We start from the raw sequence: 16,428 nt of genomic DNA on the forward strand, positions 1-16,428 counted from the left end.
GAAGTGCGATATTGCCTCTATTGTTTGTGAAAATGATCGTAAATATTCTGTGCTAAATTAGGGCCGATTCCGGGGACTTGTTGGAGTTGTTTGGTGCTGGCTTGGGCGATCGCATCTAAAGACGGAAAATGTTTGTATAATTGCTTCTGTCGCTCATACCCTAATCCAGGGATTCCATCTAAACGGGAACTGAGGAGGCGATCGCCCCGTTGTTGACGGTGGAAGCTTACGGCAAAGCGATGGGACTCATCTCGAACCCGACGCAGTAACTGCACACCGGGTTGATCGCGATCGGTGGGAAGGGGAACCGGATCGCCCGGTTGAAAGATTTCTTCCTCCTGTTTGGCTAAACTAATTACTCGCAAATCTTGTAACAGTTCTAACTGAGAGAGGACAGAAATCACCGCAGATAACTGACCTTTTCCTCCATCAATGAGCAGTAAATCGGGAAAATCTGGGTTTCCTTGACGGGGAAGTTGGGTATTGTCTAGAAAGGGGCGAAATCGACGGTTAATGACTTCTGCAAGGGAGGCAAAATCATCGGAATGACCGGGTTGAACTGCTGGATTTTTGATCTTATAATGGCGATAATATTGTTTCGCTGGCATCCCATTAATAAAGACCACCTGAGACCCCACCGCATTTGACCCTTGCAGATGGGAAATATCGTAACCTTCGATGCGTCGGGGAAGTTCGGGTAAGTTGAGGATGGCAGCTAAATCAGTGAGACTTTGTTGGACGCGATCGCCAAATTTTTGCATCCGTTTTAGCTCGGCTTGGGCATTGCGATAAACTAAATCAATCAGTTCTGCCTTACTTTGCCGTTGCGGAACATGAATCGTAACCTTCTTACCTTTGTGATTGTGCAGAAATTCTAGCAGAAACTCGGCATCTTGTAAAGGGTGTTGCACTAAAATTTCCGTCGGAATTTCCAGGGGTTCAGCACTTTGGTAATGCTCCTCCAAAACCCGTTGCAAAATTGCCCCCGGTTCTCCAGATTGGGCAAAGAACCCCAACCGACCCACTAATTTACCGCCCCGAATTTGGAACAACTGAATACAGCAGCGTTCTGCGTCCTCTGTAAGGGCGATCGCATCCCGTGAAACGCGATCGTCTGATAAATCGACCTTTTGACTCGCATTTAGCGCTTGCAACCCTTGAATTTGATCTCGCAATTGAGCCGCCAATTCAAAATTGAGAGCCTCTGACGCTTCCTGCATTTGCTGCCTCAATTCCTCCACCAACTCAGCCGTTCTCCCTTGAAAAATCATGGCAATTTTTTGCATCATTTGCCGATAATCTCCCACCTCAACCAATTGTTGACAAACTCCCGGACAGCGCCCTATATCATAATTAAGGCAAGTTCGGTCTTTATAAAGCGGTTTCGGTCGCTGGCGTTGGGGAAAAATTCGCTTAATTAAATCCAATGTTTGCCGCAATTGTCCCCCATCCACATAGGGGCCATAGTATTTATCTTTCGGTTTTCTGGCTTTGCGCTTGCGGGTAATAAAAATATGGGGATAGTTATCCGACCAAGTAATACAGACATAGGGATACTTTTTATCATCCTTAAGCAGAACATTAAATCGCGGTTGATGACGCTTAATCAGCGTCGATTCTAGAGCCAGCGCTTCCGCTTCTGTATCCGTAATAATCCATTCAATATCACTGATTTTCCGTACCATTAAGGCAATGCGAGCATTATGGCTGGTAAAATCGCGAAAGTAGGAGCGAACGCGGGTTCTTAATTGTTTCGATTTACCGATATATAAAATCGAGTTCCCCGCATCTTTCATTAAGTAAACCCCAGGTAGTTTGGGGATTTCTTGTAAATACTGCTGTTGGCGCTCTGGATTTTCACAGAGCAACTCTGAGTTGTTCTTATTGGTCATAATAAACTTAGGAAACACTGGGAGCCAGAAACCAGGCTTCTTACTCCTCACAACCGCTCAAACATCACCCGATAAACCGGCTCACCTTTGGCATAGGTCGCAATTTCTCGCTCCGTTTGTACGGGTAAAGGATTCTCCTCTAACCAGTCATGGGAACGGCTAAAGTCAGCGTGCCGATCGAATAAACTTCGCATCTGTAATGCCACATCTTCCACATCAGATTGCAGAAAAACCTGACCCCCAGAACTCATAAACTGAGAGAGAATATCGACCACTTCATCCTGAACCACGCGCCGTTTTTGATGTCGATGCTTAAACCAAGGATCGGGAAATTGGATGCTCGCATAATGTAGAGTATTTTCGGGTAGAGACGTGAGGATATCTTTTAGGGATATATTGACATTACAAAAAAGATAATGGAGATTCGTTAAATTCTGGCGATCGCGCCATTCATTCGCTTCTGTCACTAGAGGTTCCCGAATTTCTAGCCCTAGGAAGTTCCAGTCCCCTCTCTGTTGCGCTATTTCCCACAAAAAGCGCCCCCGTCCACAACCAATATCGAGATGGAGAGGATACTGTAAATGGGGATAAATTTCTGACCAATTGGGAATCCCGACCGGCTCTTGAAATTTGCGGCTTAATGGATTAACATGCTGACGCACACGCACTCGTGCCAAATTTTAACCCCCTTTTATTCTCTCCTAACTCCTATGCATAAGACCAAATTCTGGCCCACTCTAGGAACCTATATGGTATTGATTATTATAGCATTTATGATGCTCTTGCCGCTACTGTGGTTAGCCAGCACATCTCTAAAATCAGCGGGTGAAAATATTTTTCAATTCCCGCCCCAACTGATTCCAGAACAGCCAACACTGAGCAATTTTATTGAGGTCTGGAAAACGCACCCCTTTGACCGCTACTTATTCAATAGTTTCTGGATTTCTGCTTTGACAGTGGCACTGAATTTACTCTTTTGTTCCCTGGCAGCTTATCCTTTGGCAAGACTCAATTTTCAGGGACGGCAACTGATTTTTAGCCTGATTGTGGCCACGATTTTAATTCCCTTTCAAATTGTAATGATTCCTCTCTATATTTTAATGGTACAATTGGGGTTGAGAAACACGTATTTAGGTGTGATGTTGCCGTCATTAGCTTCTGCATTCGGGATTTTCTTATTACGACAAGCGTTTCAAGGTGTACCGAAAGAATTAGAAGAAGCAGCACATATGGATGGCTGCTCAGAATGGGAAATTTGGTGGTGTGTAATGTTGCCTGCCATTCGCCCAGCTTTAGTCACTCTAGCGATTTTTGTGTTTATTGGAGCGTGGAGTGATTTTTTATGGCCTCTAATTATTTTAGACCAACCGGAAATGTTTACCCTTCCCTTGGGGGTGCAACGGTTAGCAGGAACATTTTCCCTAGATTGGCGTTTAATTGCGGCGGGATCGATGATTTCGATTTTACCAATTTTACTCCTTTTTATGTTCGTGCAACGATATATTATGTCTACGGATGCTAGCAGTGGTTTGAAAGGTTAGGTGAGCGATCTCCAAATCATCGTCGGCTGGACAGGGAAAAAGTAGAGGCGGGTTTCGCTGCGCGACATGAAACACCAATATTTTCGTCCTCACACCCAGGTTTTCCTGAACCCGTGTACTATACCTACTCTTCGAGTGATGTTAAAACACTCATTAATTGTGGGATATCCTGTTGTACTACATCCCAAACCATGCGGACATTAACCCTATTGTAATCATGAACAACAACATCGCGCATACCGGCCACTTCTTGCCATTCAATTTGTGGATAATTTTGTCTAAATTCAGCAGATAAGCGCTTGGTTGCTTCACCAATAATAGTAATACGACGAATTACCGCATCTTGCTTTTCTTCATTAGCACAAAACTCTTTAAATGTCACTCCATCTGTATAATGACAAATCTTGCGCGCAGCTTCGAGAATATCTAAAATGTACTCTTTATCTCGTTGCATAAATCACCTGAAAAGAACGTAATATATTACCAACACGAATATAATTAGGATCGTCTAAAAGAGCCGTTTTACAAACCAAATCAACTGGACGATGAAATAAATCTTCTAACTCATATTTCATGCGGACAAGTAAAAGGAGATTTTGGCGAGCAGTTTCTCCATAAGTAAATAATACATCAACATCGCTCGGATCGCTGCCAGTTTTCCGGAAATCTTCTCGCAAAATTGAGCCAAATAGAGCAAATTCGACAAGCTGCCACTTTTGACAGAATGCTTCTATGTCCTCTGGTGTCGCATTGAGACGCTGATAAATCAAGTCGAGAGATAATTGCGGTTGGGTCTGAGTTTGAGTTTCCTGTGGCCGGGTCATGATTTCTAGGTTTTAGTTTTGCATTTTTACGATTTAAGGGTTAAAATATTTATATCTAATTGGGTTGAAGTCCCATCAATTGGTTTTGGTTTTTTGTGATTTTATAAAACAGTCGTGATTGAACAGCAGTTATATCAAGACGGGATAGAAAAGGCAAATCAAAAGGATTTTGAGGGAGCGATCGCCCTTTTCAATGAAGCGATCGCCCTCAATTCAGATTGGGCAGATCCTTACTACCAAAGAGGTTTAGCCTACTTTGACTCTGGAAAAATTCACCCTGCTATCTCCGATTATAGCCAAGCTCTAGAGCGCGATCGCTACCATAGTCAAGCTTACTATGCCCGCGCCCTTGCCCGCATTAGCCTCAAAAACCTCCCCGGAACCCTGGAAGACATCAATTGGGTAATTCAGCTCAAACCTGATTTTGCTGCTGCATATCAACTGCGAGGGACGGTTGAGCGCAAACGGGGTAACCTTCAAAGTGCGATCGCCAACTTTAAACAAGCTGCCCATCTTTATTTAGACCAAAAAGACAAAGAAAACGCCAGTCGTTGTCTTGCTCTCATGCAGCAACTCCAACCCAAAGACAACTCCCCAAAACCTACCGCACCATCCCTACCTTTAGTCACCCAATCTAACTTTTATCAAAACCTAATCGACAAAGCGCAACAAGGAAAACCCCAAGAAGCCAAAGAAGAACTCAATTGGATCTTAAAAACCGATCCCAATAATGGCACAGCCTATTATAGCCGAGGACTTGTCCATGTTTGCTTAGAAGAAATGGGTGAAGCCATTGCCGACTATCAACGAGCAGCGAGTAAGTTTTGCGAACAAGAAAAATGGTCAGACTATAATCAGGCGATCGCCCAGTTGAAGAAACTGCAAAAAGCCGTCCCCCAAACCAACACGATTCAACTCGAATCCCTCCTACGTCAACGATTATTGCGTTTAGTAGGAGGACATTGGGAAATTGCCCAACGGCTGATCGATAAAGCCAAACAAAACTATCCAGGAATGGCCCAAGAATGGTATCTGGAAAAGGTGATTACAGATTTAGAGCAGAAGTAGTATTAATTAAAAATTAAAAATTAAAAATGGATCTTGGTCGTTGTTCAGCAGTAGATAGAGAAGACAAACGTGGGCCAAAAAACTGGGTTTCTAGGACAATTTTGGATAAGATCGGGGGGAAGTGACGATGAGCGATAATCCTCCTGTGGATGAGCAATTTTTGTTTATAGTTGATACTCCGATTGGCTTTCAAGTTCAAACAACAGCGAGTTACTGGGAATTGATTACTACGATTAAGCATCCGATCATGGAGGGAAGGTTAGAAGATGTGAAAGAAACATTGACTCATCCTGATGTCATTCATTTGAGTAAGAGTGATTCCCAAGTTTATTTATTTTATAGAACTGATGGGGATAGAAGATGGGTCTGTGCAGTCACTAAACGATTAAATGATAATGGATTTTTGATTACGGCTTATCGTACCAGTTCAATTAAAGAAGGAGAAAAGATATGGCCAAAGTAAAAGTTTTTCATGACACTATTGGCAATACGTTAGTGGTTTGGTTCGATGAACCAGAAGATGAGTATGAAGTAGAAGAAACGGGAGATGAAGTAATTTTGATGAAGAATAGAGAGGGTCGAGTTATTGGGTTTGAAAAGTTGAACTTTGTTAGAGGTGATGCTGGTAGAACTCAAGTTGATTTTGAGGCAATTACGGTTAATTAGCTGCTGGTTTGAAAACTGCCCTCTAACCAATACCAGTTGTTTCGGCTGTCGCCTACATGAAACTTGTTAATTGATATAACACCATGAGTTTAATTATTTCTGATGAAATTGTTGCCGCTAGTGGTTGGTGAGTGTTTTGTAGTCTGAAGAAAAAGGAGGAGAAGATGATGACACCAGTGGAATTAAGAGAAAAAGGCTATCATATTTTAGTGAGTCATTTGGGGCAGACTGATGTCATTCGCTTTTTGCAACAAATGGGATGGGGACAGGGGAACTATACTGAAGAACGGTGTGAAATTTTAGAGTCAGTTACGCGGGAGGAGTTTTTGCAGGATTTACGGAAAATCAGAAGTCTTTAGACAAGCGATCAAGAAACCGGGTTTCTACGAGAACTTGAGAGCTGATTCCTAAAGGCAATCTTCAGAAGGCTATAATCCTTATATATCAATGGTTTGAGCCTGGATTGGTCAGAATTTACTATTTTAGTGAACCTCTTGCTGTTAGGCACTTTCCGCGACTTCGGGAATCAGCTCTGATCCCAAATCCGAATAGTATAGAAAATAAACAGATGCTGTTCTAATCCCAATTTTCTTGCTATCCATCTCTACCTGTACTACCCGGATTTGGTATGAGATAAGAGCGAAAAACTTGGGCAGAAACCCGGTTTCTGGGTTAAAGGGATGGAGTAAAATGGGGGTACTATCCTGAAATGCATCATGCTAACCACGGAAACTGAAATCTTAGCTATCCTTCGGACTCTACCCCAACCTGCCCTGGAAGAAGCAAAAATATTCTTAGACTTTTTAGCTTGGCGGTATCAAAACACCTCGCCCAAAGGAGCAACTTTAATCGCCAGTCTGCGGGGAAAAGCCACAGGGGAGATGACCACTGATGAGATTCTGAATTTAACGCGGGGTGAGGCATGACAAATTTCCTCGTCGATAGCAATGTGATTCTGGATGTATTAACGGAAGATCCCCATTGGTTTGACTGGTCAGCAGCGCAACTGACCGATTATGCCCAAACCGGAACACTGCATATCAACCCTATTATTTATGCAGAAGTATCCATTGGTTTTCAAGATGTAACGGAAGTGGAATCAGTATTATCTTCTCGCTTTTTTCAGAGAGACGGATTACCTTATGAGGCGGCATTTTTAGCCGGTCAAGCCTTTTTGCAATATCGTCGTAGGGGTGGGGTAAGGCGATCGCCTTTGCCGGATTTTTATATTGGCGCTCATGGGTTCGTGTGTCGGTACACCCTACTCACTCGTGATGCTACCCGTTACCAAACCTATTTCCCGGAACTTCTCCTCATCAGTCCCTAAGTTAAGCGGTGTTTTTTGAATTTTTTTATGAGTGACTCAAATCCTGAAGAACTAACTCCCCAGGAACAAATTTATGCCCTACAGCATGAGTTAATTCAAGTTAGGGAAAAAGGGGGCGATCGCACTCCAGAATCTGCGGCAGATCCTCGCTCTGCGGAATGCGAGGTTTTGGGCAAGTTGGGGGTGGCTTATTATCAGGGGCAACAATGGCAGGAAGCGCTGGTGACGCTGACGGAGTATCTCAATTTGGCGCGGGAGTTGGGGCAGCAATGGCAGGAAGCGGTGGCGCAATATTATCTGGGATTTACGCAACAAAGAAGGGGGGATATTTGGTCAGCAGTAGAGGCTTTTTGTCAGGCATATTGGTTATGGCGATTGTTTAGTCAAGATGAGTTTTGTTCTCAGGTTTGGCAGCAGGTGAATCAAGCCGTTGACCTATATGTTAACGCTAAAGATTCTGAGAAGTTAAATAGGCTTTTGGCGTGGCAGCTTCAAGTGGCGGAGGCTTGGAAAGATGCGGGTTTAAAAGGAGACGTTTTAGCTAATATAGGTAGAATTCAATATAATAATCATGCGCTCCAAGAGGCGGTTGTTTCTTATTCGCAAATGCTGGGAATTGCCGAGGCTTTGCCAGACGATCGCCGCAAAAGTTTGGCCTTAGCTTGGTTAGGCTGTAGTTATCGGGAATTGGGGCAGTTAGAGCAGAGTTTAGAGTATTTTGACCGCCGTTTAGTGGTAGCGCAAGAGTTGGGCGATCGCGCTGCCCAACAAGAAACGTTGGTTTGGTTAATTGATATTTCTCAACGTTGCGATCAATTCGATAGCACTTTTAAGTATTATCAGGTTCAGTTAGCTTTATTTGAGGAAATAGAAGAGCCAATTGCCGTGCAAGGTTGTCTCTACAATCTGGCATCATTACAGTTTAATCGCCAGCAGTATCAGGAAGCTTTGTCTGGTTTTGAGGCAGCTTTGCAGAAGGCAGAAAGTTTGGAGGACGATGGGGAAAAATCTGCTAGAATTGCCAATAGTCGTTATATGCTGGGGCAATGTTATAGCAATTTAGACCAAAAAGAATCCGCGATTTCAGCCTATCAGCAAGCGGTTGAGTTGTATGGTGAGTTAGGGATTAAAACGTGGTTACTCTCTGGGTTAGACTATTTGGTGAAGTTGCACCGAGAGTTGGGACAGGATGAGCAGGCGATCGACTGTCTGAAACATTGGTTAGAGTTATTCAGGCAAGATGGCGATCGGACAGCAGAACAGTCGTGTTTATATAATATTGGCAATCTGTATGATAACCTAAAGCAATGGGGAAATGCCATTGAATATTTTGAGTTAGACCTCCAGTTAGCGAGAGACTTGGGGGAGACATATAAACAAGGGAATGCTCATTATATGCTGGGTAAAAGTTATGGTAGATTACAGCAATTTCCCAAAGCCATTGATAATTATGAGCAAGCCATAAATCTTTATCAAGACGTGAAGGATATTAAATGGGCGGCTAGTTCGTCTCATTATTTAGGCAATCTCTATTACTATAATTTGCCACTAGGAAAGGCTGAGAGTATTGAGAAAGCGATTGAAATTTATACAGAGAATTTAAGCCGTTACACTCGTGTGGATTTTCCTAAAGATTGGGCAATGACTCAGAATACTCTGGGTAATGCTTACTGCGATCGTATTTTAGGAAATAAAGCGGAGAATTTGGAAACGGCTATTAGCTACTATGAAGCAGTATTAGAAGTCTATACCCGTGAAGATTTTTACCAAGAATGGATCAGAATCTACAAGAATCTAGGAATGATTTATCGAAATCGAGTATTAGGAGAAAAAGCTAAAAATTTAGAACAGGCGATTGCCTACGAACGGGCTACACAGAAGGTAAATATTTCTTATTCTGATCCCATTTTTTTCTTAGAGTCTCAAGAGGGCCAAGCTCTAGCTATTTCTTATTATAAGAATGTTTTAGAAATTTGTAATCGTGAAGCAGCTCCAAAAAAATGGGCTGCAACTCAATATAATATGGGTAATGCCTATCTAAAAAGTATTGAATGGCAGCGATGGGAGGATATCGAACAAGCGATATTTTGTTACGAATCTGCTTTACAAGTTTATAATCGGAATGATCATCCCCAAGATTGGGCATCGAGTAAATATAAACTGGGAGTTTCCTACTATTATCGTATTAGAGGAGTTCGAGCAGATAATCTAGAACAAGCTCTTGCTGCTTATCAATGCGCTTTATCAGTCTATACCCGTGAAGAATTTTCCCAAAGTTGGGCAAGGACACAAATAAACTTAGGGGCTTTATATTCTGACAGAATTAGAGAAGATAAAGCTGAAAACCTCGAAAAAGCTCTTACTGCTTACAACGCTGCTTTGGAAATTTTAAACCGTGAACAATTCCCTCAAGATTGGGCAGGAATCAAACATAACTTAGGCAATGCTTATGCTAAACGAATTATAGGACAAGAATGGAAAAATAAAGAAGACGCTATTATCGTATTTCAATCTGCATTAGAAATTTATAATCGTAATGTTTATCCCCAACAATGGGCAATGACTCAAAATGATTTAGGGAGTGCCTACTATTATCGCATTAGGGGAGAGCGAGCAGATAATCTAGAAGAAGCCATTGCTGCCTATCAACTCGCATTAGAAGTTAGAACCCGTGAGGCGTTTCCTGCGGATTGGGCGGGGACTAAAAATAATCTGGCTGCTGCCTACTCAGACCGTATCAAAGGGGAACGGGCCGATAACCAGGAAAAAGCGATCGCTGCCTATGAACTCGCATTAAAAGTTTATACCCGTGAGGCTTTTCCCGAACAATGGGCAACAACTCAAAATAATTTAGGAACTACTTATCATTATCGGATCAAAGGAGATCGAGCGCATAACCTCGAACAAGCTATTGCAGCCTACCAAGCATCTTTAGAAGTATCAACACGCAACGCTTTTCCACGACAACACTTGGGAACTCTCAACGATCTAGGTTTTGCCTACCAAGCCCAATCTCAAAACTACACTAGCAACTCTGCCAAGAAACAAATTGCTCTGGCAAATGCCTACAAAGCCTTTGAACAAGCACTCGATACTGTCGAATACCTTCGAGGTGAAATAACTTCTGGGGATGAAGCACAACGCAAGCTGAATGAGGAATGGACTAGACTCTATTTCGGTATGGTGGAAGTCTGCCTAGAATTGGGCAGAGACGCAGATGCGATTCAATATGTAGACCGCAGCAAAGCCCGCAACCTAACTGAACTCATCGCCACCCGTGACGCATACCCAGGGGCAGAAATCCCTGCCGAAGTCCGCCAACGGTTGCAACAACTCCGCCAAGCTATTTCTGAAGAAGACCGTCGCCTCAAACAAGACCCCAATCCCGACTATACCCACATCAGACAACTGCGGGAAGAATTCCAAGCCAAATATCCCTATAAACCGTTGAAATTCTCGGATATTCAATCTCTACTGGACAATGAAACCGTCATCCTAGAATGGTATGTCCTGGATGATAAATTCCTTACCTTCACCCTGACTAAGCACAGCCTCAATCTATGGACATCCTCTCAGAAAGACCTAGATAACCTCATCGACTGGTTCAACGCCTACCTCAACGACTACCGCAACAACAAAACCCAATGGCAACATAACCTCCCCCAACGCTTAGAACAACTCGCCCAAATCCTGCATCTGGATGAAATCCTGCAAAACCTACGGGACAAATTCCCCAACTGCCAAAAACTCATCCTCATCCCTCACCGCTTTCTGCACCTGTTCCCCCTCCATGCTTTACCGATTGCCACAGGAGAGAATGAGCGTCAAACCCTACAGGAACTATTCTCCAAGGGCGTGAATTATTCGCCCAACTGCCAAGTGTTGAAACAAGCCAAAAAACGCATCAACGAACGCCCCGACTTTGACCAACTCTTTGCCATCCAAAACCCCACCAATGACCTCGACTTTACCGATATCGAAGTGGAAGCGATTCAAAGTTACTTCAACCCCCACCACATCCTCAAACACGAGGAAGCGGAAAAAACTGCCCTCAACCTCAACACCGCTCACTGCAACCATTTCTCCTGTCACGGCTACTTCAACTTTAATAATCCCCTGCAATCTGCGCTGTTGCTTGCCAAGAGCATCTTTCCGCCACCGCCACCGAAGGATGATCAAACCCGTTACCTGCCTCTGGAAAATGGCAATTTCCTGGACTTGAACAAATGCCTCACTTTGGAGGATATCTTGCGCCTCGACTTGACAAAATGCCGTCTCGTCACTCTTTCCGCCTGCGAAACTGGGATTACTGATTTCACCTCTAGCAGTGATGAATATATCGGTTTACCCAGTGGTTTTATTCTGGCGGGTTCCCCCAATGTCGTCAGTTCCCTGTGGGCGGTGAACGATTTATCCACTGCTTTGCTGATGATTCGCTTCTACCAAAATCTCAAAAATGGTGAAACTGTGCGCCTTGCCCTGCGAGAAGCCCAAATCTGGTTGCGAGATGCGACGGTTGAGGCGTTGCAGGTGTGGAGTGAGCAAACATTAGATCCTTTCTCTGAAGATGAGTTGCGGTGTCGGCTGAGTACAATGGATTCAAGGTCAAAACCCTTTGCCTCGCCTTACTACTGGGCGGGGTTCTGTGCGATTGGAGCGTAGGAGCAACATTATGTCATCACGAGACGAATATATCCAAAACTTTATCACCTTGGTAGAGACGCAATGGCCTTTATTTGTAGATCGCCAAGAGGAACTGGAACAACTGGGGACAAGTTTGCCGCCCGATACCAAGGGAATATCCAATGCGATCGCCTCTTGGTGTAAATCTCGCCCGCCGATACGCGACGCAATGGATGCGATGTCTGCACGAAAGGAGGGCGATCGCACTCCGGGAAGCCAAGGCAACGCACCATCGCCTCCTGACCCTAAACTTTACCAAGAAATGCTCCAAAATACGATCCGTCGCCAGCAAAAACCAGCGAAGGAAAAACTATGAGTGAGGATGCGATCGAGTCTGCAAAATTGAGTTTATACGCCTTTCACTTATCCCATGATGCGACATCGGGAGAAGAGCAGCGCACTCAAGATAGCGATCGCCTTTGGGAAACGTTTGCTCAGTTGGGAAAGCATTTGCACATCCTATCCCTTGCTAACTTTCGTCAATTCCTGGCGTTACCCAAAAGAACAGTTGTCTTTCAAGAACTCCTTTCTGACGAGATTGAACGCTGTTTACGGTTTTCTTTTCCCTCTCAAGGAACCCACCCTCGTCATGGGGAACTCTATGGGCTACAAATCCACGATACTTACGCGGCAGATCTTACCTTTCACTATCGTAAACCGATTTCCGTTGAGGATCTGACTAACCTCAACCCAGAAGGAAAACTGCTAGCAAACTCCATCCAAGCGTCCCTAGGACAAACTCTCGTCTTATTTGCCAAACCCCAAACCGATCTGAATTCAGAACAGTTAAAAGAATTGAGCGATCGCTGTCTGGATGCTCTCGTCCAACCCCTCGATCCCAGCTTAAAACCTTCTTATTTGAGTCAAGGAAAATTACTGGGAAGTCCTATTTTTGAATATGATAACTTTGCTAAAGATCCGCAACAATCCTGCCATGTCCTAATTTGGTTGAATACTCACCCCGAAACCAAAAACCTGGAAGAAAGCGGTGAATATTATCACCCTCTGATTAATCTGCTCTGCTCCCGAAGCAAGATAGTATTGAGTTATTTTCAAGCTGGCGATCGCCACCAAGAAGCGCGAAAAGTTTATCAAGAGCTAGAACAACAAGCAAATATATTAAAAGGGTTACCCGAAAATCGGGAAGAACGCTTAAAGTTCCTGAAAAAGGCTTTAGTGAAAACCAATCCCGAAGCCTTTACTTATGCCACTCATATTCGGGATATTAAAGACCACCACACTGCGATCGCAACCAACTTACGCAACTACACACAATCCTTACAAGTGCTTAAGAAAATTCCAGGAGAACATGACCTGAAAAACTTCCAAGACTTTGAAAAACAAGTCAATCAATATCTCAACCAAATTCAGACCTATCTCAATTATCTCGTGCCAGGGCAAGACTTATTTAGCCACTGTATTTCTACGATGCGTGGCATAGTAGAAATCGAACAAGCGGAAATCAACAACCAACTGCAAAAACAAGAAACCGATCTGCAAAACGAAATTCAGGCGATCGGTGTGGGTATCGCTGCGGGGGCGATCGTCGCTTCAACCTCTGGTTTAATGACTGAACCCTGGGATTTCCAGAATCCCAAACAATTAGAAGGGCAATTTCCCCTGCCCTTTCTGATTGCTTTAGTCGGGAGTTTTCTTTGTTCTTTTAGTGCTTGGAAATTGGCCCGAAGATGGATTAAACATCAGCGTAACTGAGAACTGCTCAAATCGAGCCAAGCAAAACAGTTCCCGAAGAACAAATAATCTCATTTCGATTGATATAGGTAGGGTTTCGACAGGGAGTAAGGATTAAGGTATATTAAGAATTGTGAACTTGTTCCCCTTACTGTATAACTAGCCGTGGCTTTGCTTAATCCCCTATTGCGTCGTTATCCCTCACTCTCCGAACTGCCCACCCTCTGGGCTGATAGCATGACTATTTTATGGGGAGAATGGCTAGATTTGCGGGTTAGACTTGTACCTGTAGCTGCATCTGGCTTAGTCTCTCCCTTAATCTATATTCTCGCTTTTGGTCTAGGACTCGGTTCTACCCTCGACCGGGCCATGACTCCCCCTGTAGGAGATAGCTATCTAGAGTTTATTTTACCGGGGATGGTCGCCCTTTCTTCAATGACCATTAGTTTTGCTGGAACAGTATTTTCCATTTGTGGGGAACGTCTCTATACGAAAAACTTTGAGGAAATGTTGTTAATGCCGGTTCATCCGTTGGCGTTATATTTGGGTAAAATGCTGGCGGGAGTAGTACGCGGGTTAATGACTTCGGGTTCTGTGATTTTAGTCGCAGTTCTGTTTACTGGCAAGTTTTGGAGCTTTCTAAATCCGTTATTTTTAGTGCTGATTATCCTTAACTGTGCCGTTTTTGCTGGCTTAGGGGTATTAGTGGGGTTACAGGTGAAATCGTTAGAAACAGTAGGGCTTTATAATAATTTTCTGATTATTCCCATGTCGTTTTTAGGGGGGACATTTTTCGATCCATCTACCCTGCCCATGATTCTGAAAGGAATTGTTTATTTACTGCCCCTAACCTATACTACGTTAGGGTTGCGATCGGCTGCCTATGATATCAGTCAGTTTCCCTGGTATTCTATTCCAGCATTGCTGCTTATGGCGATCGCTCTTTCCCTAGTTGGCGCTCGTCAGTTTACCACCCAACAAGACTAATACCCCTCTTTTGTCACTCTGCCGAAAGAGGGGTAATATCCTTCCGAGTGCCATCCGGTTGCGTCACATCCTTGCGTCGCTCTAGGGTGCGATTTCCAGCACCGTCGTACTCGTACTCGGTAACATTCCCCTCAGCATCGATAACCTTAGTGACATTTTCCCGATAGTCGTAATCAAACCGATTGGTATTTCCTCGAGCATCAGTGAGGGTACAGTCAATTTTTTCATCTTAATTTGTAGTTGGATTATCCTTTTCCTGCTGAAGTAAGTTTGCACTGCAAGTATTACCAACACTCAATGCATTTGTTAAAGCATTGTTACCCCAATTATCTTCAATATTGATATCAGCACCTGCTTTAATCAGTAGTTCTGTAAGTTCACAATTGTCTGTCTCAGGAAATCCAGTGCCATAAGCAGCTACCATCAAAGCTGTCCAGCCTTGCTCATCTTGTACATTTAAATCTGTACCTGCTTTAATAAGTTCTCTAACTGAATCTAATCTTCTGTACTCGGTTGCCTTAATTAAAGCTGTTTGGCCATTAATATCTTTTACATTCAAATCACTATAAACTTTTGCTAATATTTTTAGATAGATAATATTCTGCTCAAAAGTAGCGGTGCTAACCAGAACAGGTACAACTTGTTCATTCAAATATAATCTAAAAAAAATGCTTAATAATATAACTAAAATTAAGCTGTGAATCAATCGTTTATATTGTTTTCGATTAACTTTTGATACTTTTGACAAAACCAAAAAGAAAAAGATAAGAGCTAAAATAATGCCTAATCCTAAACTGTAAAGCTTGGCAAATATATTAGCTAGAAAGAAATCTTCATCTCCATAGCTTCCAAGATTTATATATAGCAATAAAATGATTGATGAAATCACTTGATCTGAAATAATTTGTCCGGCAATTAGTGCAATAATAAACTCCTTCATAAGAAATCAAAAGAATCCTTTTCCTAGCAGTAAAGTTTGAGCATACATTGAAGCTATATATGCAGAGCTAGAAGTAGCAGCTAATAAAGATGTAGATACAATAAACCCTGTTGTTACTCTATCTGTAATGGCAATTTTACCTGTCGAGGTTAAGCCTGTATAAGGATTTCTATTCCAACCTGGCACAGATAAACGGTTAGGTATAGGTCTATATCCTAAAACTTCTTCTAAGACTTGAAATGCTACAGCATTACTATTTTTTCTATGGAAGTTGTACGGAGTTTCTGATAATTCTACTCGCCGGAAAGAATTTTGTATCTGTTTTTCAAGATGTTCAGGAAACATATCACTATTATTGTTACTATTTCGCAAAGTTTGCCATCCAATATAATCACTTCTACTGAAAAATTTATTTGAATTATCACATCTTTGATAATTCGGTTGATAACATCGTTCATAGGTATCTATATTGCCAAATCCAACAGATCCTCCTTGAGAATTAGATAAATTGATAAAAAATCCTAAGTGATCGGGTGAAAACTCTAAATTGCTAGCCTGAGCACCATATACTCTAACACCTTTTGCATCGGAAATAACGAGATCAGCATGAAAAATTTTGTAACCAATTTCTAGACTATAAAAACCACTAGGATCTACATAACTAACCGGATTGCCATTAGCATAAAGATACTTATTGAGCGTAATCGGTTCATTCAAACGTCCTTCATAAGTATCCCTCCTCGTAAACCTCCCCGTACTTGCATCATAATAGCGTTGCCTTAAATAATACTGCCCCAACCCCTCATCA

At 42.8% G+C, this 16,428-nt stretch carries 17 protein-coding genes; 11 read left to right on the forward strand and 6 right to left on the reverse strand.

Going from position 1 to position 16,428, the window contains the following annotated elements; translation table 11 throughout:
• Positions 1-17: 17 nt before the first annotated feature.
• Together uvrC and trmB are read right to left on the reverse strand one after the other, a co-directional pair.
• Positions 18-1,892 carry an excinuclease ABC subunit UvrC gene (uvrC, locus tag J7545_RS10635; protein ID WP_318699674.1) on the reverse strand — a complete coding sequence of 625 codons (1,875 nt, stop codon included), beginning with the start codon at positions 1,890-1,892 and terminating at the stop codon, positions 18-20.
• 47 nt (positions 1,893-1,939) lie between these two features.
• The gene (gene trmB / locus J7545_RS10640; RefSeq protein ID WP_413038693.1) at positions 1,940-2,569 is read right to left on the reverse strand and encodes a tRNA (guanosine(46)-N7)-methyltransferase TrmB; all 630 of its coding nucleotides are present in this window, start codon (positions 2,567-2,569) and stop codon (positions 1,940-1,942) included.
• Positions 2,570-2,602: 33 nt separating this feature from the next.
• Between trmB and J7545_RS10645 the strand changes: the two genes are divergently transcribed.
• Complete coding sequence (locus J7545_RS10645) at positions 2,603-3,433, forward strand: carbohydrate ABC transporter permease (RefSeq protein ID WP_318699673.1); 831 nt, start codon at positions 2,603-2,605, stop codon at positions 3,431-3,433.
• 124 nt (positions 3,434-3,557) lie between these two features.
• Here J7545_RS10645 and J7545_RS10650 read toward each other — a convergent pair whose 3' ends face one another.
• Entirely contained in the window at positions 3,558-3,887 is a 330-nt protein-coding gene (locus J7545_RS10650) for a DUF86 domain-containing protein (protein WP_318699672.1), read from the reverse strand.
• Positions 3,874-4,257 carry a nucleotidyltransferase family protein gene (locus J7545_RS10655; protein ID WP_318699671.1) on the reverse strand — a complete coding sequence of 128 codons (384 nt, stop codon included), beginning with the start codon at positions 4,255-4,257 and terminating at the stop codon, positions 3,874-3,876. Before J7545_RS10655 ends, J7545_RS10650 begins: the two co-directional genes overlap by 14 nt.
• Before the next feature lie 114 nt (positions 4,258-4,371).
• Between J7545_RS10655 and J7545_RS10660 the strand changes: the two genes are divergently transcribed.
• The 10 genes from J7545_RS10660 (at position 4,372) to J7545_RS10705 (ending at position 14,680) form a co-directional block, all read left to right on the forward strand.
• Entirely contained in the window at positions 4,372-5,325 is a 954-nt protein-coding gene (locus J7545_RS10660; protein ID WP_318699670.1) for a tetratricopeptide repeat protein, read from the forward strand.
• A gap of 127 nt (positions 5,326-5,452) precedes the next feature.
• Complete coding sequence (locus J7545_RS10665; protein ID WP_318699669.1) at positions 5,453-5,788, forward strand: DUF4258 domain-containing protein; 336 nt, start codon at positions 5,453-5,455, stop codon at positions 5,786-5,788.
• The gene (locus J7545_RS10670) at positions 5,776-5,991 is read left to right on the forward strand and encodes a DUF2283 domain-containing protein (RefSeq protein WP_318699668.1); all 216 of its coding nucleotides are present in this window, start codon (positions 5,776-5,778) and stop codon (positions 5,989-5,991) included. Before J7545_RS10665 ends, J7545_RS10670 begins: the two co-directional genes overlap by 13 nt.
• A gap of 164 nt (positions 5,992-6,155) precedes the next feature.
• The gene (locus J7545_RS10675; RefSeq protein ID WP_318699667.1) at positions 6,156-6,350 is read left to right on the forward strand and encodes a hypothetical protein; all 195 of its coding nucleotides are present in this window, start codon (positions 6,156-6,158) and stop codon (positions 6,348-6,350) included.
• 357 nt (positions 6,351-6,707) lie between these two features.
• Positions 6,708-6,917: a hypothetical protein gene (locus J7545_RS10680; RefSeq protein WP_318699666.1), complete on the forward strand. Its 210-nt coding sequence runs from the start codon at positions 6,708-6,710 to the stop codon at positions 6,915-6,917.
• The gene (locus tag J7545_RS10685; protein ID WP_318699665.1) at positions 6,914-7,318 is read left to right on the forward strand and encodes a type II toxin-antitoxin system VapC family toxin; all 405 of its coding nucleotides are present in this window, start codon (positions 6,914-6,916) and stop codon (positions 7,316-7,318) included. Before J7545_RS10680 ends, J7545_RS10685 begins: the two co-directional genes overlap by 4 nt.
• Before the next feature lie 27 nt (positions 7,319-7,345).
• A complete protein-coding gene (locus J7545_RS10690; protein ID WP_318719538.1) occupies positions 7,346-11,980 on the forward strand; it encodes a CHAT domain-containing tetratricopeptide repeat protein in 4,635 nt (1,544 codons plus the stop codon).
• Between the two features lie 10 nt (positions 11,981-11,990).
• Positions 11,991-12,317 carry a hypothetical protein gene (locus J7545_RS10695; RefSeq protein ID WP_318699663.1) on the forward strand — a complete coding sequence of 109 codons (327 nt, stop codon included), beginning with the start codon at positions 11,991-11,993 and terminating at the stop codon, positions 12,315-12,317.
• On the forward strand, positions 12,314-13,714 hold the full coding sequence (locus J7545_RS10700; RefSeq protein WP_318699662.1) for a hypothetical protein: 1,401 nt from the start codon (positions 12,314-12,316) through the stop codon (positions 13,712-13,714). Before J7545_RS10695 ends, J7545_RS10700 begins: the two co-directional genes overlap by 4 nt.
• Before the next feature lie 216 nt (positions 13,715-13,930).
• The gene (locus tag J7545_RS10705; RefSeq protein WP_413038696.1) at positions 13,931-14,680 is read left to right on the forward strand and encodes an ABC transporter permease; all 750 of its coding nucleotides are present in this window, start codon (positions 13,931-13,933) and stop codon (positions 14,678-14,680) included.
• Between the two features lie 229 nt (positions 14,681-14,909).
• On the opposite strand, the gene J7545_RS10710 is transcribed toward J7545_RS10705, so the two are convergent.
• Entirely contained in the window at positions 14,910-15,620 is a 711-nt protein-coding gene (locus J7545_RS10710; protein ID WP_318719539.1) for an ankyrin repeat domain-containing protein, read from the reverse strand.
• Between the two features lie 6 nt (positions 15,621-15,626).
• Positions 15,627-16,428: RHS repeat-associated core domain-containing protein (locus tag J7545_RS10715; protein WP_318719540.1), on the reverse strand; the 802-nt coding region annotated here is incomplete at its 5' end.

Origin of the sequence: Roseofilum sp. SBFL, assembly GCF_017746885.1 — a bacterium.
Classification (GTDB): domain Bacteria; phylum Cyanobacteriota; class Cyanobacteriia; order Cyanobacteriales; family Desertifilaceae; genus Roseofilum.